24 protein-coding genes and 3 tRNA genes are annotated in these 25060 nt (G+C 24.9%); 10 read left to right on the top strand and 17 right to left on the bottom strand.

The genetic code is table 11. The features are described from left to right. Positions 1-46: 46 nt before the first annotated feature. From BUMPG002_RS01760 to flgB, 10 genes are all read right to left on the bottom strand, one after another. On the bottom strand, positions 47-1648 hold the full coding sequence (locus BUMPG002_RS01760) for a flagellar hook-associated protein FlgK (protein WP_025384589.1): 1602 nt from the start codon (positions 1646-1648) through the stop codon (positions 47-49). An 85-nt stretch (positions 1649-1733) separates the two neighbouring features. Further along, positions 1734-2045: a rod-binding protein gene (locus BUMPG002_RS01755; RefSeq protein WP_025368978.1), complete on the bottom strand. Its 312-nt coding sequence runs from the start codon at positions 2043-2045 to the stop codon at positions 1734-1736. Next, the gene (locus tag BUMPG002_RS01750) at positions 2045-3160 is read right to left on the bottom strand and encodes a flagellar basal body P-ring protein FlgI (protein WP_025368977.1); all 1116 of its coding nucleotides are present in this window, start codon (positions 3158-3160) and stop codon (positions 2045-2047) included. The genes BUMPG002_RS01755 and BUMPG002_RS01750 overlap by 1 nt, the downstream gene beginning before the upstream one ends. A 215-nt stretch (positions 3161-3375) precedes the next feature. Further along, positions 3376-4092: a flagellar basal body L-ring protein FlgH gene (locus BUMPG002_RS01745; RefSeq protein ID WP_025368976.1), complete on the bottom strand. Its 717-nt coding sequence runs from the start codon at positions 4090-4092 to the stop codon at positions 3376-3378. Positions 4093-4178: 86 nt separating this feature from the next. Then, positions 4179-4961 carry a flagellar basal-body rod protein FlgG gene (flgG, locus tag BUMPG002_RS01740; protein WP_025368975.1) on the bottom strand — a complete coding sequence of 261 codons (783 nt, stop codon included), beginning with the start codon at positions 4959-4961 and terminating at the stop codon, positions 4179-4181. A 15-nt stretch (positions 4962-4976) separates the two neighbouring features. Then, a complete protein-coding gene (flgF, locus tag BUMPG002_RS01735; protein ID WP_025368974.1) occupies positions 4977-5732 on the bottom strand; it encodes a flagellar basal-body rod protein FlgF in 756 nt (251 codons plus the stop codon). A gap of 26 nt (positions 5733-5758) precedes the next feature. Continuing rightward, positions 5759-7000 carry a flagellar hook protein FlgE gene (locus BUMPG002_RS01730; RefSeq protein WP_025368973.1) on the bottom strand — a complete coding sequence of 414 codons (1242 nt, stop codon included), beginning with the start codon at positions 6998-7000 and terminating at the stop codon, positions 5759-5761. 44 nt (positions 7001-7044) lie between these two features. Continuing rightward, positions 7045-7707 carry a flagellar hook capping FlgD N-terminal domain-containing protein gene (locus BUMPG002_RS01725; RefSeq protein ID WP_025368972.1) on the bottom strand — a complete coding sequence of 221 codons (663 nt, stop codon included), beginning with the start codon at positions 7705-7707 and terminating at the stop codon, positions 7045-7047. Between the two features lie 10 nt (positions 7708-7717). Then, positions 7718-8128, bottom strand: a complete 411-nt coding sequence (gene flgC, locus BUMPG002_RS01720; RefSeq protein ID WP_025368971.1) for a flagellar basal body rod protein FlgC — start codon at positions 8126-8128, stop codon at positions 7718-7720. Between the two features lie 8 nt (positions 8129-8136). Further along, the gene (gene flgB, locus BUMPG002_RS01715; protein ID WP_025368970.1) at positions 8137-8538 is read right to left on the bottom strand and encodes a flagellar basal body rod protein FlgB; all 402 of its coding nucleotides are present in this window, start codon (positions 8536-8538) and stop codon (positions 8137-8139) included. Positions 8539-8794: 256 nt separating this feature from the next. Between flgB and flgA the strand changes: the two genes are divergently transcribed. Both flgA and flgN read left to right on the top strand, forming a co-directional pair. Next, complete coding sequence (gene flgA, locus BUMPG002_RS01710; RefSeq protein WP_025368969.1) at positions 8795-9454, top strand: flagellar basal body P-ring formation chaperone FlgA; 660 nt, start codon at positions 8795-8797, stop codon at positions 9452-9454. A gap of 132 nt (positions 9455-9586) precedes the next feature. Then, positions 9587-9994, top strand: coding sequence for a flagellar export chaperone FlgN (gene flgN / locus BUMPG002_RS01705; protein ID WP_051422839.1), 408 nt, complete (start codon positions 9587-9589; stop codon positions 9992-9994). A 34-nt stretch (positions 9995-10028) separates the two neighbouring features. Here the strand turns inward: flgN and pyrC are convergent, their stop codons facing one another. Next, complete coding sequence (gene pyrC / locus BUMPG002_RS01700; RefSeq protein WP_025368967.1) at positions 10029-11078, bottom strand: dihydroorotase; 1050 nt, start codon at positions 11076-11078, stop codon at positions 10029-10031. 116 nt (positions 11079-11194) lie between these two features. Between pyrC and murJ the strand changes: the two genes are divergently transcribed. After that, positions 11195-12730, top strand: coding sequence for a murein biosynthesis integral membrane protein MurJ (gene murJ / locus BUMPG002_RS01695; RefSeq protein WP_025368966.1), 1536 nt, complete (start codon positions 11195-11197; stop codon positions 12728-12730). A 206-nt stretch (positions 12731-12936) separates the two neighbouring features. Beyond that, entirely contained in the window at positions 12937-13992 is a 1056-nt protein-coding gene (locus tag BUMPG002_RS01690; protein ID WP_025368965.1) for an OmpA family protein, read from the top strand. A 94-nt stretch (positions 13993-14086) separates the two neighbouring features. On the opposite strand, the gene BUMPG002_RS01685 is transcribed toward BUMPG002_RS01690, so the two are convergent. After that, positions 14087-14171, bottom strand: a tRNA-Ser gene (locus BUMPG002_RS01685). A 139-nt stretch (positions 14172-14310) separates the two neighbouring features. Here BUMPG002_RS01685 and BUMPG002_RS03250 point away from each other — a divergent pair. Further along, positions 14311-14381 (top strand) — tRNA-Cys (locus tag BUMPG002_RS03250). 13 nt (positions 14382-14394) lie between these two features. Further along, positions 14395-14481, top strand: a tRNA-Leu gene (locus tag BUMPG002_RS01680). 26 nt (positions 14482-14507) lie between these two features. On the opposite strand, the gene rsmC is transcribed toward BUMPG002_RS01680, so the two are convergent. After that, positions 14508-15524, bottom strand: a complete 1017-nt coding sequence (rsmC, locus tag BUMPG002_RS01675) for a 16S rRNA (guanine(1207)-N(2))-methyltransferase RsmC (RefSeq protein ID WP_025368964.1) — start codon at positions 15522-15524, stop codon at positions 14508-14510. A 244-nt stretch (positions 15525-15768) separates the two neighbouring features. Between rsmC and minC the strand changes: the two genes are divergently transcribed. From minC to minE, 3 genes are read left to right on the top strand one after another with little or no spacing between them, the layout of a single operon-like run. Beyond that, positions 15769-16482 carry a septum site-determining protein MinC gene (gene minC, locus BUMPG002_RS01670; RefSeq protein WP_025368963.1) on the top strand — a complete coding sequence of 238 codons (714 nt, stop codon included), beginning with the start codon at positions 15769-15771 and terminating at the stop codon, positions 16480-16482. Between the two features lie 28 nt (positions 16483-16510). Further along, on the top strand, positions 16511-17323 hold the full coding sequence (minD, locus tag BUMPG002_RS01665) for a septum site-determining protein MinD (RefSeq protein WP_025368962.1): 813 nt from the start codon (positions 16511-16513) through the stop codon (positions 17321-17323). Between the two features lie 2 nt (positions 17324-17325). Continuing rightward, positions 17326-17592, top strand: coding sequence for a cell division topological specificity factor MinE (minE, locus tag BUMPG002_RS01660; RefSeq protein WP_025368961.1), 267 nt, complete (start codon positions 17326-17328; stop codon positions 17590-17592). A gap of 119 nt (positions 17593-17711) precedes the next feature. Here the strand turns inward: minE and tsaB are convergent, their stop codons facing one another. From tsaB to zwf, 4 genes are all read right to left on the bottom strand, one after another. Then, a complete protein-coding gene (tsaB, locus tag BUMPG002_RS01655) occupies positions 17712-18377 on the bottom strand; it encodes a tRNA (adenosine(37)-N6)-threonylcarbamoyltransferase complex dimerization subunit type 1 TsaB (RefSeq protein ID WP_025368960.1) in 666 nt (221 codons plus the stop codon). Between the two features lie 59 nt (positions 18378-18436). After that, positions 18437-20017 (bottom strand): TerC family protein, encoded by a 1581-nt coding sequence (locus tag BUMPG002_RS01650; protein ID WP_025368959.1) that lies wholly within the window; start codon positions 20015-20017, stop codon positions 18437-18439. A gap of 774 nt (positions 20018-20791) precedes the next feature. Beyond that, positions 20792-21673, bottom strand: coding sequence for a protease HtpX (gene htpX / locus BUMPG002_RS01645; RefSeq protein WP_025368958.1), 882 nt, complete (start codon positions 21671-21673; stop codon positions 20792-20794). 176 nt (positions 21674-21849) lie between these two features. Beyond that, complete coding sequence (gene zwf, locus BUMPG002_RS01640) at positions 21850-23325, bottom strand: glucose-6-phosphate dehydrogenase (protein WP_025368957.1); 1476 nt, start codon at positions 23323-23325, stop codon at positions 21850-21852. A gap of 291 nt (positions 23326-23616) precedes the next feature. On the opposite strand from zwf, the gene pyk reads away from it, so the two are divergent. Next, the gene (pyk, locus tag BUMPG002_RS01635; protein ID WP_025368956.1) at positions 23617-25059 is read left to right on the top strand and encodes a pyruvate kinase; all 1443 of its coding nucleotides are present in this window, start codon (positions 23617-23619) and stop codon (positions 25057-25059) included. The last annotated feature ends 1 nt before the right edge of the window (position 25060 follow it).

The raw sequence follows: 25060 nt of genomic DNA, 5'->3' as shown, positions 1-25060 counted from the left end.
AGTAAGTTTTTATTTTTTTTAAAGATATAATTTTAAAATTAGTTAATTAGCTATAGCATTCAATTATTTCATTAAAAATTCGTTCTGCTGTTTCTAAAACTTTAACGTTAGCAAGATAACACTCTTGTTGATAATTTAAATTTTGATAGTCTTTTTCAAGATCACTTGACATGGAAAGTTTTTTATCATCAAGTATTTTAATCATATTTTTTTTGAAAGGTAACTCTTCTTCAAGTAAATTACATTTATAAGCTATAGATTTTGAAAATTTTTGATAAGATTCATCAAGTGTTTCTTGATGATTGACTAAAACATTTTTCTTTTGATTATTTATTTTATTTGCAGATGAAAATGAAAAAGGTTCATTTTCTTCGATTAATAGATCTAATTGTTCTAGTGTTTTAGAATATGGTTTAATCATGTAAATATCACCATCTTCATTCTGACCTTGTATTAAAAATTCAAGTCCATCAAAAGTGATTAATAAATTATTATTTTCTCTACGTATATTAGGTTGAACTGAAGTATGATCAGATAATCTTCTGACGTTCCAATTATTGTTTTTAAAGTATAAAATATAATCAGTATCTTTAGAATTACTAGTAGAAACCCATTGTGCAGACGTTATAGGGGATGAATGATTAGTTGAACTAGCTATAATTTCTGGATTGCTGATATTAAAAATTTGTTTGCCAACATGTTCAAATACATCATATCCTAATGTGTGATAAGAATTTATACTATCAGCAAAATTGACTGTTAATTGTCCAATTTTATTTCTTGCATTAGTTAATTCTTCTCTGCGAAATTTTAAAAGAGCACCTAAAGAAGCACTAGGAATCATATCTTCTATTTTTTTTACTCTATTTTCATCTTTATCAATGTATCCTACACTAATATATCTATCATCAGATTTAGATGTTAATGGAATTAAGTTTTGTTTTTGATTATTGTTAATAATACATATTCCATTATTTAAATAAATTTTATAACTATCATTACCCTTAACAACTTTAACACCAACTAAATTATTTAGTTCATCGACTAAATCATCTCTTTTATCAATAAAACCTTGAATTCTGTTAGGTATCTTCAAAATAGGAAAAAAACGAATATCAATAGTTGCATCATGAATTTGATCAATTAAAGAATTAACTTTTTGTACTTTATTAATTACTGATGTTTTAATATCTTTTTCTAGAAATTTTAATTTTCTATCAAAATCTTTTAATTCAGTAATAATATTATTTGATTTTTCTTTTATATTACTATTAATAATATTTTTTTTATCTAATGCAACATCTTTTTCTATTTGTTCGTATAGATCATTAATTAATTCATTAAAAATATTTGATTTTTCACACAATAAGTCTTCTAGTTTTAATAATTGTTCAATTTTAGTTTGTTCATCTTGTACTTGTACATTTGTTTTTCTTTTTTCTTCAGTAATAAAATCATTATAATTATCGTAAATTTCTTTTACTTTTACTGCAGTATTGACACTAGAATCTTGTGCTGTATTTTCTAAAAAAATACGTTTTTCTACATTGTTATTTTCATCTGGATGGTTAATTTTATTAGTAGTTTTTTCAATCATAATTCTCATTGCATTTATACCAGCAATGGCAGTGTTAAATATAGAACTCATAATTCTTCCCTTTTTGATATAATTTGTAATAAATTATATTTATTACGATAAAATAGTATATTTTAATTATATTCCATATATTTTTTTATGTTTTTTGTGTTTTTTGAAGTTGTTTTAAAATGATATTAGTTAATCCCATTCCTTTTTTACTTAATATTTTTGATAATTCTTGATCATAAATATCTGTATAAAGACGACTTTGGTTGTTATCTATTAAGTTATCTTTTGATAAAGAACTTCTCATACTTTTAAGTAATATTTGAATAAAGACACCTTCTACTTCTTTCGCAGTTTGCAATGAATATTTTTTTGCATTATTATGAACTTGATATTTTAATTCATGAATAAATTTTGTACCATAATTTGATATATTAAATAATAATAAATTATTGTTCATTAAATGATTTCCAATTTAGCATTAAGACAACCAGCGCTTTTCATTGATTGTAAAATAGACATAAGTTCACTAGTTGTAGAACCTAATATATTTAAAGCTCTCACTATATTATTCAAATTTTTTTGATTTAAAGAAATGTTCTCCATGTAATTTTGATTTATTATATCTTCTGAATAAGATTCTTTTTTTATATTTTTTTTAAAATCTTTTAAAAAATTAAGATCTCTTTTTTTATTAATTATTTCATGTACAATTATTGATATATTTCCGTTAGAAACTACGCATGTTCCTAGTTTTACTTCTTGATTAACTACAATAGAACCAGTACGAGAATTTAATATAACTTTTGCCTCTTGAGATGGTAAAGAAATATCGATATTTTGAATATTAGAAAGCATGTGAACTTGTACATCGTTATTAGGTGAAGTATTCAGTTGTACTGTTTTAGAATTAATAGGTGTAGCTGTATCGGGATATTTTATATTAATCATATCACTGATACGTTGTGCCGTAATGAAATCTTCTGTATTTAGTTGGAGATTAATTGTATTTTTTTTTCCAAAATTATTTTTGATCTCACGTTCGATTGTTGCACCACGATGAATTTTTCCAGAATTAACCTGATTTACATGAATATAATTAAACTTTTTTATAGAGTTATTTTTTTCAGATACTAATATGTTACCTTGAGCCAGAGCATAAATTTGATTATCAGTACCTTTTAATGGAGTCATTAATAATGTACCGCCTCTCAGACTTTTAGCATTTCCTATAGATGAAACAAAAACATCTATTTGTTCACCTGCATGACTAAATGGAGGCAAATTTGCAGTTACTATTACTGCAGCTACATTTTTTAATTGCATATTAGTATTTGGTGAAATGCTAACTCCTAATTGAGCTAACATATTATTGAGTGATTGACTTGTGAATGGTGCTTGTATTGATTGATCTCCTGTGCCATCTAAACCTACTATTAAACCATAACCGATCAGCTGATTATCTCGAATTCCTTCAATACTAGTTAAATCACGTATTTTTTCAGCATACACAGGAAGAGATAAACTTATTAAAAGAAAAATAATAAATTTTAATGATGATATTATTTTAGACATAGAAAACCTTTATCAATTCACTTTTTTAAAAGTGTTATAGTATACAAATATATTATTTTCAATAAATATTCTCATTATGTAAAAATTTTTTATTTTTTAAAATATTTTATATGTTTATCATAAAGGACAAATAGAGTCCTTTATGAAAATTAATATTATTTTAGAGGATATATAATTTTTTGGATATTTTTTCAATTATTTTTTTGTTCAAATATCTATATAGGAGAAATTTTTAGTAAGAATCTTTGCAACCATCCCATTTTTTGAATATCATGAATACGTCCATTATTTAAATATTCAATACGCGTATCAGATATTTGAGTAGATGCTACTAAGTTATTTTTACTAATGTTATTAGGATTTATCACACCTGAAAAACGAATAAATTCTGTTCCTTCATTAATGGCTACCTGTTTTTCTCCAACAACTTTTAAGTTTCCATTCGGTAATACTTGTTTTACAGTAACAGTAATTAGACCAGTAAATTTATTTTCAGCTGAATTACTACCTGTCCCAGAAAAGACGTTTTTTCCTATACTATCTAATCCAGTTTTATTGTCTTTTGAATCAAAACCTAAAATCGGATTGAATTGACTAGGTGCTATTGTAATTCCTAGATTAGCACTTCCATCTCGGCTCATATTGGAAGCAGAACTATTACTAGCACTTATATTTTCTTGTAATACAACAGTTATAGTATCACCAATATTATGTGGACGGTGATCTTCAAATAATGGTTGATAACCTGGGTTTATAGGTGTTCTTTCTTGAAATAAAGAACCATTTACTATTTTGGGTAAAATATTAGGTGCTACAGCTGTTGTTACACCTTCCACTAGAGGTTGATATGGCACTGATGCACAGCTCTGAATAGTTAATAAAAATAAAGCAGTTAAATAATATTTAAATTGACAGATAAATAACTTTATCACGAAAAAGTTACCTTTAATAATAGACGTTCAATAAATAAAAGTTTTTTCTTAACCTATTTTTAAAAATAATATAGAAGTAGAATATATTATAATTGTGACAATTTTTGTAACATTTGATCAGATGTATTAATAGATTTACTATTTATTTCATATGCTCTTTGAGTTTGAATCATATTAACTAGTTCTTCAGCAACATTCACATTTGAAGTTTCAACATATCCTTGATATAATAAACCTGTACCGTTTAAACCAGGAGTAGTATCGATGGGTGTCCCAGATGCCTGAGTTTCTTGATATAAATTTTCTCCCAAACTTTCTAATCCAGAATGATTAATAAAATTAATTAAATTCAATTGACCAAGAAAAATAGGTTGAGTTTGTCCTTGCACAGTAACACTAACTACACCATCTCTTGCTATATTTAGATTTAAAGCATTAGCAGGAATAGTAATTTCAGGTATAATAGGAAAACCACTGTTAGTGACTAATTGACCATTTTGGTCAAATTGAAAAGAACCATCTCTAGTATACGCCATATTTCCATCTGGTAATTGTACTTGAAAAAAACCAGGTCCGTTGATTGCGACATCTTTTCTAGAATCTGTTTTAGAAAGGTTACCTTGACTATGAATTCTTTCTGTAGCAACTGGTCTCACTCCAGTACCGATCTGTAGTCCTGATGGCAAATTTGTATCAATAGATGAGTTTGTTCCTGCTTGCCTTACTGTTTGATACATTAAATCTTCAAAAACAGCTCTAGAACGTTTAAATCCGTTAGTACTAACATTTGCTAAATTATTAGAAATAACATTCATATTAATTTGTTGAGCATCTAGTCCTGTTTTAGCAATCCATAAAGAAGGAATCATATTTTTTTCTCCTTTTTAATTGTTTATATTAATTAATTGATTAGCATATTCAAAATTTTGATCACACGTAGATATCATTTTCATTTGCATTTCAAACTGTCTAGCATTAGATATCATTTCTATCATGTTTTTTGAAGTATTTACATTGCTAGATTCTAAAAATCCTGCTTGCACACGTATATTATTATTATGATTAATAATATGACTATATTTGTTACTTTTGAAATCTTTTTTAAGATAAAATAACCCATTTTCTTTTTGTATTAGATTTTGCCAAGGAAGACTAACTAATTTTAATGCACCTATTTGGTTTGTAAAAATTTTTTTATTCTTTTTTTCTATTACAGTAATAATTCCATTAGATAAAATTTTTAAATTTACATTATCAGGTATTTCTATATTAGAATTATGTCCTACTACTTCATTATCTTGAATAGTCAGTTTTCTTGCTGCATTTATTTTTAAATGACCGTTTTTTGTATATGCTTCTTCACCATTTATATCTTTAACTGTTAACCAACCATCATCTTTAATAAATAAATCTAAATTTCTTTGTGTATGATGTAATATACCTGGAGAAAGATTATAATATTCTTTTATAATTGGATGATGATTATTAAATAAATTATTTGTATTTTCATCCTGTAATATATAATTAAATTTTTCTTTAAAACCATTAGTAGAAATATTTGCTAGATTATTAGAAATTATAGTTTGTTTTTCTAATAATTGCTTAGCTGACATCATAGAATGATATATTGCATTCTCCATATATAGTTTTGAGTCCCATTAATAGATTATCGTAAATTTAGTAATGTGTTAATGATTTTATCTTCTGTTTTAAAAGATTGTGCATTTGATTGATAGTTGCGTTGTGCTATAATCATGTTTATTAATTCTTTGTTCAAATCTACATTTGAAGTTTCTAAAGTTCCATTTGTTAATGTTCCAAAACCAGAATCACCCGCTATACCTATGTCTCCTTGACCTGATTCTTCAGTAGCAGACCATAAATTACCACTTTCAGGATGTAATTTTTCTGGACTAATAAATTTTGACAATAATATTTGTCCAATTGGAACAGTTTGTTCGTTAGAATATGTACCAATAATTTCACCATTGAGAAGAATGCGAAATGTTTTTAAAGATCCTTTTGCATATCCATTTTGAGAAGAAAAGTATTCATGATAAGAATTATCACTGTCTAATTGTTCTATAGTACCAGTTAAATCTAAAGTAATATTTTCATATTTTGAATTTTCTGATTGAATACTTAATACTGCCTCAGAAATTAATTCACCATGAGAATCAAATTTTAAATCAAAACTTTTATTAATATTCTCTTTTTTGTCAGAATCATCTGAAAGGTTATTTGATTTTATATTTACGTTCCATGTATTTTTTTTATCTGTCTTTTTAAAAGAAATAGTTAGTGTTTCTGCTTTTTCATCTTTATTATAAATAGTGATGTTGCTTACATAGTTGTCTTTTTGAGACAAATCATTATCAGAATTATTTTCATGATTAATAGGATTCATATCACTATTTAAAGCTCTACTCAATTTAATTGATGAAGTAGGTTTTGCTTGTAATATATGCGCATGTTGTAAGTTAATCGGTTCTAAATTAGATAAATTATTAAAAGTATTTTTTGAATGAGATTTATTTTGTCCTGTGAGATACATTCCTTGTATATTAATAATATTTTTATTTTTATCTATTAAGAATTGACCATTTCGTGTGTAATGTACGTGACCTTGAGCGTCTAAAACACGAAAAAAACCATCTTTTATAATTCCTAAGTCTAAATCTCTACCGGTTTCTACTAACATTCCATTGCTGAAGTTTTGTATAATATTTGAAATTCCAACTCCATATCCGATAGGAGTGTTTGAATAACAAGAATGTGAAAAAATATCAAAAAAGATAGGTTGACTAGATTTATATCCTATAGTAGAAGCATTTGCGATATTATTAGATATAATATCTATATAATTATTATTAATGAGTAAACCGCTGATAGCTGTCATTGCTGTCATAATATTCACCCTTACACTTTATTATGTATTAAATGAAAAAACTTTTATTTAAGAATTTCTCGAATCTGTGATAGTGTTATATTTCCAGCTACCCCTAGATCTATAAGAGGACCTCTAGAAGATATAATGACACTCTGTACTAAACTTTCACTTAAACTTTGAACAGGAATATTTTGATCTTTGTTTTTAGCTGAAACTAAAATATCATATTTTCCAGTATTGATATCCTTTGCATTCCAGATAAAATTATGAATGCCAGGTTTCATATCATTCATTCTTTTAGTGTATAATGTATTACCATTTTTATCTTTAATTTGTATTTCTACTAAAGTAGCGTATCCAACTAATTCTATACCATATCTACTAGGTGCACCTTGGGTGTGTACAATTTGAGTACTTGGTATCATCACACGATGTCCAATTAATGAAGATATTTGAACATTTTGATTTTTATTAATTTCATTAGAAATATTTAAAACAGTATTATTTAATTTTTCGACTCCTGTTGCCGTATTAATTTGCGCTAATTGTGATGTTAATTCAGTATTCTTAATAGGATCAGTAGGATCTTGATTTTTAATTTGTGCAATCAATAAACTTAAAAAATTTTTTTGTAAATCTAATGGATTCAAGTTGTTTGGTGAATCATTAATATTTTTTTCAATTAATTTGTTATCAATGGATGAATTCATATTAATCATGTTTATTTATTCTCCATTATTCGTTAATTGTCAATGTTTTCATGATCATAGATTTAGCCGTTTTTAATACTTCTATATTAGCTTGATAGTTTCTTGCTGCCGATATGTTGTTTACTGTTTCTGTAATAGGATTGACATTAGATGTTAAAAGATAGCCTTTTTTATTAGCCATAGGATGATTAGGATTATATATTAAGTTCATAGGAGTAGAGTCATTAATTATATTAGATACTTTTACTCCACCTATTGCTGAATTATTTGAAGCATCTAATTCAAAAATTACTTGTTTTGCAATATATGGATAAAACTTTCCATTTTTCTCTGTTACACTATCTATATTAGCTAAATTACTTGCAATAACATTCATTTTCTGTGACTGTGCAGTCATTGCAGAACCTGCAATATGAAATATATTAAGAAGAGACATAATTTATTTTATCCTTGTAAAACATGTATTATATTTTTAATTTCATTTTTTATAAATGCTAAAGTTGATACGTATTTTAAACTATTATTTACAAATTCGATTCTTTCTCTATCCATATTAACTGTATTTCCATCTGGTTTGATGTTATTACTTATTACAGGTATTATTTTTAATAAAGATATATGGTTATTTTTTCCATTAAGATGATTAGGAGATGTTTTTTTAAGAATAATTTTTGTATCTTTCTTGTTTAATGTTTTATTCAGTTCATCTTTAAAATTAATATCTACAGCTTTATATCCAGGTGTATCAGCATTAGCAATATTAGAAGCCAAAATTTCTTGTCTTTTAACATAAATATTTAATGCTTTTTGGTTAAAATCAAACACTTGGTTAATTTGATTAAACATAATTTTATCCTTTAATATTATAAAGTATACAAATTTGTTTGAAGATTCATATAAAATATTATTTTATTCTGTTTTTTTTATAATATCCATTATTTCATAATAATTTTTACAAATATTAGAAATAATAATATATTTATATTATAACTTTATTCAATATTTTCTATCAAGAAAATCATTTTAAAAATTTAATAATATAAATTTTATTAAATTACTATACCTTAGTCTTATTATTAACAGTATATAGTTAAGGGAAAGAATGATATTAAAAAAAATAACAATTAGTTTTTTTTTATTGTGTTTATCTTATCAAGTTGATGCATTAAGTTTAAATGAAAAATTAAATGATTTCTTTAAGAAAGAATATCCTTTTAAAAAAAATCGTATGCATATCATAATACGTACTCCATTAAAAGATCATCTGAATTGTAAAAAACCTTTTTTTTCAATTTTAAGTAATTTGCGTGATTTGAGTTTAGTTGATGTTCTTTTAAAGTGCGATACACGACAATATTTTTTACAAGTAGAAATTCAAACACAAGGAGAATATATCGTTGCTAAAAGAAAAATTCCTAGAGGAACGAAAATACAAAAATCAGATTTAAAAATTTTAATTGGACGATTAGATATGTTACCTAATAATACGTATCTCAAGAAAGAAGACGTAATTAATAGAGTTAATTTACGTGACATTTTCCCATTACAACCGATAACATCTTTTATAACACGACCGTTTTGGTTAGTGCAAGTCAATCAACAAGTTAAAATTATTTTTAAAGGAGATGGTTTTACGATTTCTTCAATAGCAAAATCATTAAATAATGGAGCAGAAAATGAAAAAGTACGTATTAAAACAAAAAACGGAAAGATTATTACAGGAATTGTTAATAAAAATGGAGAAGTTATAGTGTCTCTTTAAATAAAGTAAAATCTTTTTTAATAAAAAAAGATAAATATATTCATAATAATTTATTTTTATACAATTTTTTAATTGATGTAATGTTTTGTTTATGTAAAAATGTTATTTAATATTAAAAATATTAATTCTGAAATGAAAATCTTAATAAATATAATTAAAAAAATAGAAGCAAATTTATCATCTTTAGAAGTTTTAATGAACCAAGAACATAAAAATTTATTAAATCCTGATTCTAATATGAATGAATTAAAGTTCATCATAAAGAAAAAAGAACATTTTTTAAAACAATTCTTAGAATTAAGTAAGGAAAGAGCATTTTTTGAAAAAAAAAATAATATCTTTTTACCTTATAAAGAACATCATGAATTAAAAAAATATTCTATTCTTATTTTTAAAAAATCTTGTTTATTAAAAAAAATAAATATTCAAAATAAAATTCTTTTAAATAAAAAATTTTATTTTAACCAATATTTTTTAGAATTATTTTTATCAGATAGAAAGTGTATCACGTATAATCTGAGTGGTAATTTAGAATATTAAAAATTGGTATTTTTAAAAAAATCTACTTTTTATATTATTTTTGAAGAGACCAGTTTAAAGTTTTACCTGATAAAAATGGAATAATTTTGTTCTTACCAAAATTAATTTGTTTCAAAACTTTATATGGTTTTTTAACTAATGTTATAGTTTCTTTATTAATTGGCATATTATAAAATTTAGGACCATTTTCTGAACAAAAAGCTTGTAAATATTTCAATGCCTTCATTTCTTCAAAAATTGTAACATAAGATAAGAAAGAAGAAGGAGCATTAAATATGCCAGCACATCCAAAAGAACCAATTTTATTTTTATGTAAATGTGGCGCTGTGTCACTTCCTAAAAAAAAATGATTGTCTCCACTAGCTATAGCTTTTCTTAATGCTTTTTGATGTTTATTTTTTTTTAAGATAGGAAGACAATAAAGGTATGGTTGAATGCCACTAGAAAACATATCGTTTCGATTTAACATTAAATGATGTGGTGTAATTGTTCCTGATAGATAATTGCAATCATGTTTCTTAATATATTCTACAGATTCTTTAGTTGTAATATGTTCTAATACTATTTTTAACTGTGGAAACTTATTACGTAAAGGTTCTAAAGTATTTTTAATAAATTCTGATTCTCTATCATAGATATCTATATTTTGATTAATCTCTTCACCATGAATTAATAATGGCATTCCTATTTTTTCCATACATTCTAACACACAATTAATATCACTGATTGCTTTGACGCCTTGTTGAGAATTAGTCGTAGAACAATGAGGATATAATTTAGCTGCTATAAATATTTTTTTAAAAAAACCAAATTCTAATTCTTTAGGAGTAGTCGAACTAGTTAAATAACAAGTCATTAATGGTTCAAATTTATAATTTACATTCATTGCTTTTAAAATTTGTTTACGATAAGCGATGCTTTTGAAACAGCTTGTAATAGGGTCTTTAAGATTTGGCATAATGACCGCTCTTTTATAAAATTGCCCAGTATATTTGATAACTTTATTTAAAATTTTTTTATCTCTTAAGTGTACGTGCCAATCATCAGGTTTTATAATAATTATTTTTTTTTCAAATTTAGACATATTTTTTTCTTATAATAGATCGATTAAATAATTTAAATAAACACAAAATAAATAGAATTTTAATTTTTAAAAAAATAATATTAAAATATTTTTTTATAGTTGTAGGTTATTTGAGAATGAACCTTTTAAAATCTTTAATATCAGTAAGTTTTATGACCTTAATATCTCGTATATTAGGTTTTATTCGAGATTTATTAATTGCTAGTACCTTTGGTGCTTCTATCTTTACTGATGCTTTTTTTATATCTTTTAAGATTCCTAATTTATTACGTCGTATTTTTTCTGATGGAACTTTTTCTCAAGCCTTTATACCCATATTAATGGAATATAAAACTCGTAAAAACGAGAAGTATGTAAAAGATTTTCTTTCTTCTATATTTGGTTTTATGATATTTTTTCTATTTATTTTAACAATATTAGGAATGTTTTTTTCTCGATTTTTAATTTTAATTAACGCCCCAGGTTTTTCAGAGTTACCTAAAAAACTAGAATTATCTGAAAATTTGTTGATAATTATGTTTCCTTATATTTTATTAATTTCTTTATCTTCTTTTTTTTCCTCTATTTTAAATAGTTGGAATTATTTTTCTATTCCCGCTTTATCTCCAATATTTTTAAACATTAGTATGATTATTTTTTCTATTTTTTTTAGTTCTTTTTTTAATCCTTCTATTTTTTCTTTAGGATGGGCTGTTGTTATTGGTGGTTTAGTACAATTATTTTATCAATTACCATTCTTATATAAAATAAATATGTTAGTTTTACCTAAAATTAGTTATCACAATATTGGTCTATCAAGGTTTTTAAAAAAAATAGGACCAGCTATTTTGGGAACGTCTGCAAGTCAAATATCTTTAATTATGAATACTATTTTTAGTTCATTATTACATTCAGGATCAATATCTTGGATATATTACGCTGATCGATTAATAGAATTTCCAGTTGGAATATTTGGTACATCATTAAGTACTATTTTATTTACATCTCTTACTAAAAGATATAAAAATGGTATAAAATTAGAATATAAAAAATTACTAGATTGGGGTTTTCGTATTGGTTTAATTGTCTCATTACCCAGTGCCATAATTCTTTTTGTTCTAGCTAAACCTATTGTAGTTGTTCTTTTTCAATATGGTAAATTTACAGAATTTGATGTTTTAATGACGAAAGAAGTGCTTGAATTATATTCTTTTGGTTTGATTGCTTTTATTTTAACTAAAATATTAGCTTCTGCTTTTTATGCTTGTGAAGAAATAAGTATTCCTATGCAGATTTCATTATTAACACTACTTTTAACGCAAGTAATGAATCCAATTTTTATTTTTTATTTTAAACATGCTGGTCTTGCTTTATCTGTTAGTATATCTAGCTGGATAAATTTTTTATTTCTTTATTGGAAATTGTATCAAAGAAAAATTATTTTTTTTAAATATAGAGAATTAATTTTTGTAATTCGTTTAATTTTATCAACATTAGTCATGCTTTTTATTTTGTTTTTTGTTTTATATTTTATGCCTTTATGGAATATAGGTTCTTTTGTTAATAAAGTAATTCGTTTATTGTTTGTTTGTTTTATCTCTGGTATTGGATATTTAATCACGTTGAATTTTTTAGGAATTCGTTTCATGAGTTTTTCTTATAAGTTATCTTAATTAGATTAATATAATATTAATTATATATCAATGATAAATCGTCATCGATATATAATTAATATTATATTTAATATATAATGTTAAATAATATTTTAAGAATATTTAGATAATACAACATTACTATATTTTAAATATATTATCTGTATATGAAGAATATTATATAAAATTTATTACCTACAATTCATCTAAATACAATGGAGTTTCAAATGAAAAAACGAGCTTTTGCTATCGTATTTTTATTAGCAAGCTTAGTGACGTCTGTCCAAGCCGAAGAAAAAAATGGATGGTATCTAGGTACAAAGATGGGATGGTCTCATTTTAATCCTCTAAAATATAACATTGATGATTTGAAAAAGACTGACAATACTAGTAGTGAATCAAAAGAAAACCTCAGTGCTCCAATTATTGGATTATTTTTAGGATACGAATTTAATCCATATTTTGCTTTTGAAATAGAAAACGATACTAATGGTTTTTTTCCTCATCGTATATTTCAAAAAGAACAAAAATATACGCAAATTAATAGTGTGCAATTAGCAACTAAATTATCTTATCCAATTACAGATGATTTTCATTTTTACACTAGATTGGGCGGAACAGTATTTTGGGAAAATCTTGTTTCTAAACAAGATTTAAAAAGCATGTTTAGTAAAGAAAGTAAATTATTTCCTAGTTTGTCTTTAGGAGCTGAATATGTATTTAATAAAAAATTTATTACTAGATTAGATTATACTTGGAAAAATACCATAAGAAATATAATAGATTCATCTATTAAACCTTCTTTAGGAGATGCAATTTTATCTTTTGGATGGAAATTTGGAAAATCTGATGTTGATGATATATTTTTATCTGATGATTCTGAATTATTAAATAGACAATACAGTGTATTAAATGAAAATATTAATTTTCCTTTTAATAGTACAGAATTAAAACCTATTTCTTATGATAAGCTTGACAAATTAGAAAATGATATAAAAAAGATGAATTTAAAAAATATTTCAATTATTCTTTCAGGACATTCTGATAGAATTGGTAGTATAGAATATAACCAAACATTATCTGAGGATCGCGCTTATAGCATTAAAAACTATTTAACATCTAAAGGTTTTTCTAGAGAACAAATAACTGTCCAAGGAATGGGAAATTTGTATTCATTAACTAATCAGGTATGTAAGGATATAGAAAATAGACCTTTATTAATTAGTTGTTTGGCTCCTGATCGTCGAGTAGAAATTGAAGTTTTATCTAGTTCAGACAAGTAAATATATTAATAAATAAAATTTTTTGATTGAAAAAAAGATGTATTTTTCTAATTTTATTAATTTTTATTATACTTTTTAATATTTTTTAGTTTTTCGGAGAGAGAGAGATTCGAACTCTCGGATGATTGCTCATCGGCGGTTTTCAAGACCGCTGCCTTAAACCACTCGGCCATCTCTCCGATAATAAAAATAGTTTGTCTTGCAATATTAAATCATTACATTACTGATTGTAAAGATAATTTTTTTTTTATATATATTTTTTAAAAAAAAATTTTTTTATTTGTAATTTATATTTTTTTTTTCTATAATGATTATCTAGGCGTGTTGACAGATTGGATATGTAGCGGATTGCAAATCCGTATAACCCGGTTCGATTCCGGGATACGCCTCTAAAATTTTCTAGCCCGGATGGTGGAATCGGTAGACACAAGGGACTTAAAATCCCTCGGCTATATAGCTTTGCGGGTTCAAGTCCCGCTCCGGGTACCAAAGTAAATAATAAAATATAATAGAAACTAATTTAAAAAAGCTTGATAAACTTTATATTTATTAGTTTTCTTCATTATAAAATATCTTTTAAATACTTTTGTCAATAAATCATGATAACTAAAACAACTATTAGTAACAAATCTCAATTCTCCTTTCGGTTTTAAATATTTTATAGAATCACATATTATTTTTTTTATTATATGAAAATTTGTTTTTAAATTATTATGAAAAGGTGGATTGGAAATAATCAAATTAAATTTTTTAAATATATTAGAATAAAGATCACTGCATATAATTTTTCCTTTTAATCGATTAAAATCAAATGTATCTTGAGCACATCTTAATGCAACAATATTATTGTCGACTAATGTCATAACTACATTAGGAGAATAATAGAATAAAGATACTGATAAAAATCCTGTTCCACAACCAATATCTAAAACATCACCAGTTATATTTTTTGAAAAAGTTGATGCAAGTACCTTGCTTCCTTCATCTATTTTTTTGTAACCAAAAACACCTGGTAAAGATTTGATAAAAAAATTTTTCCATTTATGTATTTTAAAAAAATGATCTAATATAAATTTTTTTTTTCTTTTAAGAAAGCCTGACATTAGTATAGAATGTTTAGCGCTATCTATTTTGTATAATTCCATCCATGCTTTTAATATTAATGGTGCGCTTTTTATACCACTAGAATTTTCTCCTACAATAAATATTTCAGTTTGTGTTGAAAAATGAGATATTAAGTTGATTAATTGAAATTTAGCTTCAGATTTGTTTTTAGGCCAATAATAAATTATTGTATCACAATTTTTAATCATTTCATCAGAGACTAGAAAACGATTATAAACGTCAATTTTTTTAATATTGTTTTTTTTAAAATTTTTATAGTCATCATATTTTTGAAAATTTATTTTTGTTTCAATTGTAGATAAATATTCAGGAAAGTTATCTTGTATATTTCCGAAAAAAAATACCTTTTTTGTTTTGAATTTTTTAGTGTGACGTAGTATTAGTTGGCTATTTTGAGAAAATAACAAAGTTAAAAATTTCCTTATATGTTATATAATTTAAAAAATATCTAATAGAATTTTTTTATAAATTTAAATAAATTTTATTTTTTCTAGTATATTTCTTTTGTAACAAATAGAAATTGTTATCATATAGTATTTATACTATAATCTATATTATATAAATTTTATTAGTTTTCTATTATAAATAATAGAACTTCTCTTTTTTTATAAATTTTATCTGCATATAAGTAAATACCATTGAGTAATAAATATGCAAAAAAAACCCATTGAACTAAAAGGTAGTAATTTTACATTGTTAGTTCTTTATTTGAATAATCATAACATAGATATAATAAACAAATCATTACGTAAAAAAATTAAAGAATGTCCGGGATTTTTTAAAAATGCACCTGTTATTGTAAATATTGCAGGTTTATGTAATAAAGCAGATTGGAAAAGAATACAAGACATTATTACTTCTCATGGTTTTTCTGTGATAGGAGTCAGTGGTTGTAAAAATCATATATTAAAAAAAAATATTATTGATTCAGGAATACCTATTTTATCAGAAAGCAAAAATAATAATATAAACATGGTTCATAATCCTTGTGTTACTTCTTTAGTAAAAACTCAAAAAGATATAATTAAAAAAATAGAAAAAACTCATATTATAGATATACCTGTTCGATCAGGTCAAAAAATTTATGCAAAAGATTCTGATTTAATAGTCACTAATAATGTTAGTGCCGGAGCAGAATTAGTAGCAGATGGAAATATTCATATTTATGGAAGTGTTCGCGGAAGAGTTCTAGCAGGTGCTAATGGAGATATAACAAGAAAAATATTTTGTACAAGGTTATTAGCTGAATTAGTTTCTATATCTGGAGAATATTGGTTATTAGATCAAATACCATCAGAATTTATTGGAAAAGCAGCTCAAATTTACTTAAAAAATAAATTTTTAACTATCAATTCTCTCAGTTAAGTATATTTTTTAAAGGACATTTTTTATTATGACACGGATTATTGTAGTAACTTCAGGGAAAGGAGGTGTAGGTAAAACTACTTCGAGTGCAGCCATAGCAACAGGTTTGGCAAGAAAAGGAAAAAAAACAATTGTTATAGATTTTGATATAGGATTAAGAAATTTAGATTTAATTATGGGATGTGAACGTAGAGTAGTCTATGACTTTATTAATGTAATTCAAGGGGATGCAACTCTGAATCAAGCATTAATTAAAGATAAAAAAACAAACAATTTATTTATTCTTCCGGCATCACAAACTCGAGATAAAGATTCCTTAACACATATAGGAGTTGAAAAAGTTTTATCAGAACTTGTAAAAATGAAATTTGATTTTATTATTTGTGATTCACCAGCAGGAATAGAAACTGGTGCAATTTTAGCAATATATTTTGCAGATGAAGCTATTATTACTACTAATCCCGAAGTGTCTTCAGTACGAGATTCAGATCGAATCTTAGGAATTATTGCATCTAAATCAAAAAGAGCTGAACAAAACAAAACTCCTATAAAAGAATATCTTTTATTAACACGTTATAATCCTACGCGTGTTAAAAAAGGTGAAATGTTAAGTATGACAGACGTTTTAGATATTCTGAGAATACCTATAATAGGTGTCATACCTGAAGATCCATCTGTTCTTCGTGCTTCTAATCAAGGAGAATCTATTATATTAGATGTTAATTCAAATGCAGGACATGCTTATTTTGATGCTGTTAATCGATTATTAGGTGAAAAACATCGTTTCCGTTTTATCGAAGAAGAAAAAAAAAGTTTTTTACAACGTTTATTCGGGAGATAGATATGGCTTTATTGGATTTTTTTTTATCCCGGAACAAAAATACTACCAATATTGCTAATGCTAATATTGCGAAAGAAAGATTACAAATAATTATTGCAGAACAAAGAAAATATAATAATGAACCAGATTATTTTCCTCAATTAAAACGTGAAATATTATCTGTAATTTGTAAATATGTGAAAATAGAACCTAATATGATTAGTGTTCAACTAGAACAAAAAAGAGAAGATATTACTATATTAGAACTAAATGTTATTTTACCAGATTAGACTATTTTTTAAATTTTTATTTCAATTTATATTATCCTAATTTTGTACAATCAATACTGTAGCATATTTAATATTTCAGTATTGATTGTTTTTTAAAAACTAGAAAAAAATAATTTTATTTAAAAATTATTATATAAGTAATTTAATTCAGTATTTGTAGAATAAAAAAATGCTCTATTTTTGATTTTTAATAAAATAAATGGAATAATATCTTGAGCCTCAGGAAAAAAAACATCATCTTTAATAGAGTTTGAAATATTTTTATATTCAATTATTTTTGATCCATTACCAACACAAGTCCAATTTTTTTCTAGCTTATTCATTTTATCTTTAATCGATTCTGTTTTTATTAAAGATTCTGTGTGCTCTCCTATCCAAATAGATTCTTGATTTCTAATATATTGAGCCCAATATACATGTGTTTTTTTAGCTTGCATTATAACAATAACATTTTTTTTTTTATATTTTCGCCATGTTTTTTCAGCTATAATGAGCAAAGTAGAAATACTAATTATAGGAATTTTTAAACTCAAAGATAAACTTTGAGCGATACTTGCTGCAATACGTATACTAGTAAAATTACCAGGTCCTTTTGCAAAACCAATATAATTTAATTCTTGGAATGTAGTTTTTGTCTGAAATAATAATTTTTTTAGCATAGGTAATACTTGTGAGGTATGTTTTTTTTTACATTTTTCTGATAGAAAATAAATATGTTGTTTTTTATATATAGCAACTGAACAGTAGTCAATTGATGTATCAATTGCCAAAATTATATTAGACATATTTTGTCTCAAAGAATTTATTTTAAAATATATAAGATATTTTATGAAAATTAAAAAATTTATTTAAAAATTTCTTGATTATGATCCTGATTTTTAATAATTCTTACTAAATCAATGCGATATTCAGTTGCTTTAATAATATGAAAATGAAAAGGATAAATATAGATAACTTCTCCTGGAAGGGGTAATTGACCTTTTTGAGCAATTAGCAGTCCTCCTAAAGAAGCGTAATTATTTTCTTTAATTAATTCTTCAGTGTTTAGTAATTGTTGTAATGAATGCAAATCAGTTTCACCTTTTACTAACCAACTATTATGTTCTTTTATAATATCTGGTGTTTCATCAGCATCTGGAAATTCACCTGCTATAGCTTCTAAAACATCTAAAGGAGTGATTAATCCTTGTATCACACCAAATTCATTGCTTACAATTACAAAACTTCCTTGAGCACGACGTAGTACACCTAGAAGATTAATAGGATCTAGAGTATCTGGGATAACAATTGGTAATATTTTACTAGCAAAATCAGATACGTCTATTTTTTTTTCAATGGCTACTAATAATTCTTTAGCACGTACAATTCCTATGATTTCATCTAGTTCTCCTTTACATACTGGAAATAAACTATGGGGTGTATCTAATAATTGCATGCGAATTTCATCAGTATTTTTTTCTGTATTTACCCAAGAAATATTTCTTCTTGGAGTCATAATACTTCTAATAGAACGACCAGCTAAGGTTAAAACACCATTAATCATATATCGTTCTTCGTCTTTAAAAGTTTCTATTTCTGATTCGGATTGAATAGATGTTGTTTTTTTTTGATCTAGATCTGTTTTTTTTATTTGTTTTTTTTTGTTTTTTTCTCCTACCATCAAACGGAAAATAGCTTCTGCTGCTCTTTGTCTCATTGGTCTTCTAGATTGATTTTTCATAAAATTATGACGTGCTATTTGATTAAAAATCTCTATTAAAATAGAAAAACCTATTGCAGCATATAAATATCCTTTTGGAATGTAGAATCTTAATGCTTCTGTTACTAAACTAAACCCAATCATCAATAAAAAACTAAGACATAATACTACTACTGTTTGATGTAAATTAATAAAATTAGTTAATGCTTTTGATGCTAATAACATTAAAGTAGTAGCTAATATAACTGCTATCATCATAATTAATAATTGGTTTACCATACCAACAGCTGTTATGATAGCATCTAACGAAAATACAGCATCTAATATAACTATTTGAATTACTACAGCCCAAAAACCTGCATAATTTTTATTTTCTGAATTTTCATGATAATTATTTTCTAATCTTTCATGTAATTCTATTGTAGTTTTAAATAATAAAAATAAACCACCAAATAAAAGGATTACATCACGTACTGATAAAGAAAAAAAACTATTATGAATAATAGGGGAAGTGAGTGTTACAACCCAAGATATTAATGATAATAATGCTAATCGCATTACTAGAGCTAATCCCAAACCAATTAAACGGGCTTTATCTCTTTGATTAGGAGGTAGTTTTTCTGACAAAATAGCTACAAATATTAAATTATCAATTCCTAATACTACTTCTAGAATAACTAGTGTTAATAAGCCGGCCCAAGTTGACGGGTCTAAAAAAAACTCCATCACAAAAACTCCGCAAAAAAAATAGGACAGCGTAATATTTAATGTGTCTAAGATATAATATATGAAAAATTATATATTTTATTATATTTAGAAGATTAAACAAATAGTTTAGATAAAAATAAGTTATATGAATGAACAGATTTTGAGAGAATTCATATATGAAGTTAGTTATGATTATATTTAGAATAAGATTAGGTTATTTTTTTGATTGTAATTTACGATAGTAAATATTATTAATAAATACTTTAATATAATTGAATGTATTAAATCTTGGTATATTTTTTTAGATTTAAGTAATTTACACTTAGAATAATTGATTTTTTTAAATTTATTTTGAATTGCAAATTTAACATTTTATATTCTACTATAAGTCGTAAATAGATTCTCTTTCATTTAAAAAATGATAAAGATAAATTTTTAAAATCTATTTCAATACTAAACTTAATATTTAATCTTATTCATATCATAAACTTCTTTCTTCAGAATATTTTTTTTCTTAATTTTATTTAAAAATAGAAAAAGTTTTTTTGTGTTATAAATTTAAGATTAAATAGAAATTTTTTTATTCTATAATTTTAAAATTATTTGAAAAATTTATCTAGAAATATGAATTATTTTATATAAATAAATTTTTTAATTATAAAATGATTATAATTAATACTAATTCTATAACTTTTTTATGAAAAAAACAAGTTTAAATTTATTTTTTAAATATTTTTCATTTCTCTTAATAGAAATTTATTTTTAATTTTCTATTAAGAGAGATTTTTTTCACTACATGTATTCTCTATTATATAGAGCCTGTATTCTTTTATCTAAAGAAGGATGAGATGCAAACAATTTTAAAAAATAATTATTAGATTTTCCATTTATACAGAATGCGATCATACTATCAGATTCTTGAGGTTCATGACTTGTTTTTAAACGATTTAAAGCAGAAATCATTTTTTCACGACCCACTAATTTTGCAGAACTGGCATCGGCATAAAATTCACGATGTCTTGAAAACCACATTGTAATCATACTTGCTAGTACACCAAAAATTAACTCTAAAAATGTAGAAATTAAAAAATATACAAATGGATTTTTTTCTTCTACATTATTTTCATTTCTATTATTTGATACAACACTACTGATAATTTGTGAAAGAATACGAGATATAAAAATGACAAAGGTATTAACTACTCCTTGTATTAGTGTCATAGTAATCATATCTCCATTCGCTATATGACTGATTTCATGAGCAATTACGGCTTCTGCTTCATTACGAGTCATATTTTCTAATAATCCTGTAGAAATAGCAATTAGAGCAGAATTACGTCTTGCACCTGTTGCAAACGCGTTTATATCAGCAGCATGATATATTGCTATTTGAGGCATAATAATGCCTTTTTTTATAGATTGTTCACGAATTGTATCTATGAGCCAATTTTCTGTTTCATTTTTAGGATGAGTAATTATTTTTCCGTCTACAGATCGTAATGCAATCCATTTTGATAAAATAAGTGATAAAATAGAACCACTAAATCCAAATAGAGATGACATGATTAATAGACCATAAACAGTATGAGATTGAATACCTGTTAGACTAAGAATTATACTAAATATCAGCATAACTGATAGATTAGTTAATAAGAAAAGAATCATACGTATCATAAGAGATTATTTTCCTCCATTAGCAAAAGAAGTCTTTATCAAAACATAAAATGAAACATGTTTAAAATTAAGAATTTTAAAAATTTTTACTTATGCCAATATTAAAAAATTAATTTTTTAAGCTAACATAGTTGTCTTAATGAAGTCAAGATAGATAATTTTTTTAAAATCACTTTCTATTGAAATTTATGCCAAAAACGACCTTCACGAGTCAGTAATAAATCTGAATTTTTTGGTCCCCAAGTTCCAGATATATATAATTGAAGAATATTTTTATTTTTTTCTTTCCATGCATTGATAATTGGATCTATCCATTTCCATGCTTCTTCTACTTCTTCACGAGATACAAATAAAGATTGAATACCTCTCATACTTTCTAATAATAATCTTTCATAGGCATCAATTGAATTTTTATAGTTTTTTTGATAAATATGATTATATTCTAATTGAGAACTTTCTAATTCATATTCTTGTTTTAATCCTGGTATTTTATTAAAAATGTCTATTTTAATATTAGGATTAGGTTCTAAACGTATTATTAATTTATTGTGTGATAATTTTAAATGTGAATTTTTAAATAAATTTATAGGATTTTTTTTAAATACAACTACTATTTCAGAATATTTATGTGATAAACGTTTTCCTGTTCTTAAATAAAATGGTACACCAAACCATTTCTTATTATTAATTTCTACTTTAATAGCAACAAATGTTTCAGTTTGACTGCTTTTATTTGAACCAGATTCTTCTATATAAGAAAATACTTTTTTTCCCTTTATTATTCCAGCACAATATTGTCCTCGTACAGTTTTCATGTTGATATTATTAATATCGATTCGCTTTAGTGCACCTAGAATATTTAATTTTTTTTCTCGGATATCTTCGGATGTCAAGTTTTTAGGTTGATCCATTGCAATAATAGTAAGTATTTGTAAAAGATGGTTTTGTACCATATCTCTCATTTGTCCCATTTTATCAAAATAATTCCATCTATCTTCAATACCGACTTCTTCAGATACAGTAATTTGAATGTGATCAATGGTTTGATTATCCCAATTCTGGAAAAAAAATGAATTTGCAAAACGTAAAGCAAGAAGATTTAGTACTGATTCTTTACCAAGATAATGGTCAATTCTAAAAATTTGTGATTCTAAAAAATATTTAGAAATTTGATCATTAATTAGTTTAGATGTTTTCAAACAAATACCTAATGGTTTTTCTAGAACTATTCGTGCTGGTTCAGAATTTAAACTAGTATCGCCTAATCCTTTAAAAATAGAATTTAATGTATTTGGAGGTACAGCACAATAAAAAATATTTATATTTTTCTGTTTTTGTAATATTTCTTTCAATCTAAAAAAATGTAATGTTTCATAAACATCAATATTACAAAAATATAAACGAGTACTAAATTTCTCCCAAATGAAATTATCAAATTTTTCATTTAAAAAAGTTTGTATTGCTGTTTTTACTATTTTTTTATATTCTAGTCTATTCCAATCAGCGCGACCTGCACCAATTATGCGCGTATTGTCATGAATTTTTTTAGATTTTTCTAATTTATATAAAGCAGGTAAGAGTTTTCTTTTTGCCAGATCTCCTTTTGTGCCAAAAATTACTAAATCACAAGCTTGATTTATTTCTATGATCATAATCGTCTCTTTTATAAAATTTACATATAAAATTTTAATTTTTAATGCAATAATTTAAATAACATTATATTAGATAAGAATTTTATAAAACTTTTAGTTTTTTTAGAGATAAAAAATATTTATATACTAAAAATGCTATTACTTCATATTTTTTATAATATATTCTTTTTTATAATAAAAGTTAATTTTACTAAATAAGTTAATAAATATAAATACAAATTTTAAATTCTTAATTTTATGTTAAGAAAAAAATCATTTCAGAAAATATTTTTTTAAAAAAAGGGTTTTTTTATGTTGAATCGATTAAGAAGAACAAAAATTGTCGCTACTTTAGGACCATCTACAGATATTAATAATAATCTTGAAAAAATGATTTCTTCTGGTGTAAATGTTCTTCGATTAAATTTTTCTCATGGTTCAGTAGATGAACATAAATTAAGAGCGAAAACTGCAAGAGATATAATGACTAATTTAAATTGTCATATTGCATTACTTGGTGATTTACAAGGTCCTAAAATTAGAATTTCTAAATTTAAAAAAAATAATATTTTTTTAAAAATTGGTGATTTTTTTATATTAGATGCGTTTTTAGAAGAAAATAGTGGAGATCAAGAAAGAGTAGGTATTGATTATAAAAAACTACCGTTTGATTTAAAAGTAAATGATATTTTGTTATTAGATGATGGTCGAATTCAATTGAAAGTGATAAAAGTAACTGACCATGAAATATTCACAAAAGTTATTATAGGTGGTATGCTTTCTAATAATAAGGGTATTAATAAATTAGGTGGTGGTTTATCAGCAAATTCATTAACTCAAAAAGATAGAAAAGATATAATACTTGCATCTGAAATAGATGTAGATTATTTAGCAATATCTTTTCCACGATGTAGTAATGATTTAAAAAAAGCTAGAAAATTAGCTGAAAAGAATGGTAGTAACGCTAAAATTATTGCTAAAATAGAACGTGCTGAAGCTGTAATAGATCAAAACACTATAGAAGATATAATATTATCTTCTGATGGAATTATGATTGCTAGAGGAGACTTAGGTGTAGAAATCGGTGATTACGAATTAGCAGGAATCCAAAAAAAATTAATTAGAACAGCTAGACAGCTAAATAGAATTGTCATTACTGCCACACAGATGATGGAATCTATGATTATCAATCCATCACCTACTCGTGCCGAAGTAATGGACGTGGCTAATGCTGTTTTAGATGGCAGCGATGCCGTCATGCTTTCAGCTGAAACTGCGTCTGGTAAATATCCCTCTGAGACCGTTATAAAAATGGCAAAAATTTGTCAAGGAGCAGAAAAAGTTCCGAGTATTAATGTTTCTAGGCATCGTCTCAATGTTCAATTTAATGATATTGAAGAAACTATTGCTATGTCAGCTATGTACGCCGCTAATCATTTAAAAGGGATCACAGCCATTATTACAATGACTGAATCAGGTAAAACTGCATTAATGACATCTAGAATAACATCTGGACTACCTATTTTTGCTTTATCAAAACACAAAAAAACTTTAAATTTAGCAACTCTTTATAGAGGTGTTACTCCAATATATTTTGATAGTAAATATGACGGTTGTAAAGCAGCTAATGAAGCTATTGTTCTTTTATGTAAAAAAGGTTTTTTACAGAGTGGTGATTTAGTCATTATTACTCAAGGAGACGTGATGAGAACAACCGGGAAAACTAATACTAGTAGAATTTTAAAAGTTATATAAT

The organism is Buchnera aphidicola str. G002 (Myzus persicae), assembly GCF_000521565.1.
GTDB lineage: Bacteria > Pseudomonadota > Gammaproteobacteria > Enterobacterales > Enterobacteriaceae > Buchnera > Buchnera aphidicola_C.
Note: the sequence above shows the minus strand (reverse complement) of the source record. Positions and strands in the feature narration are given on the sequence as shown.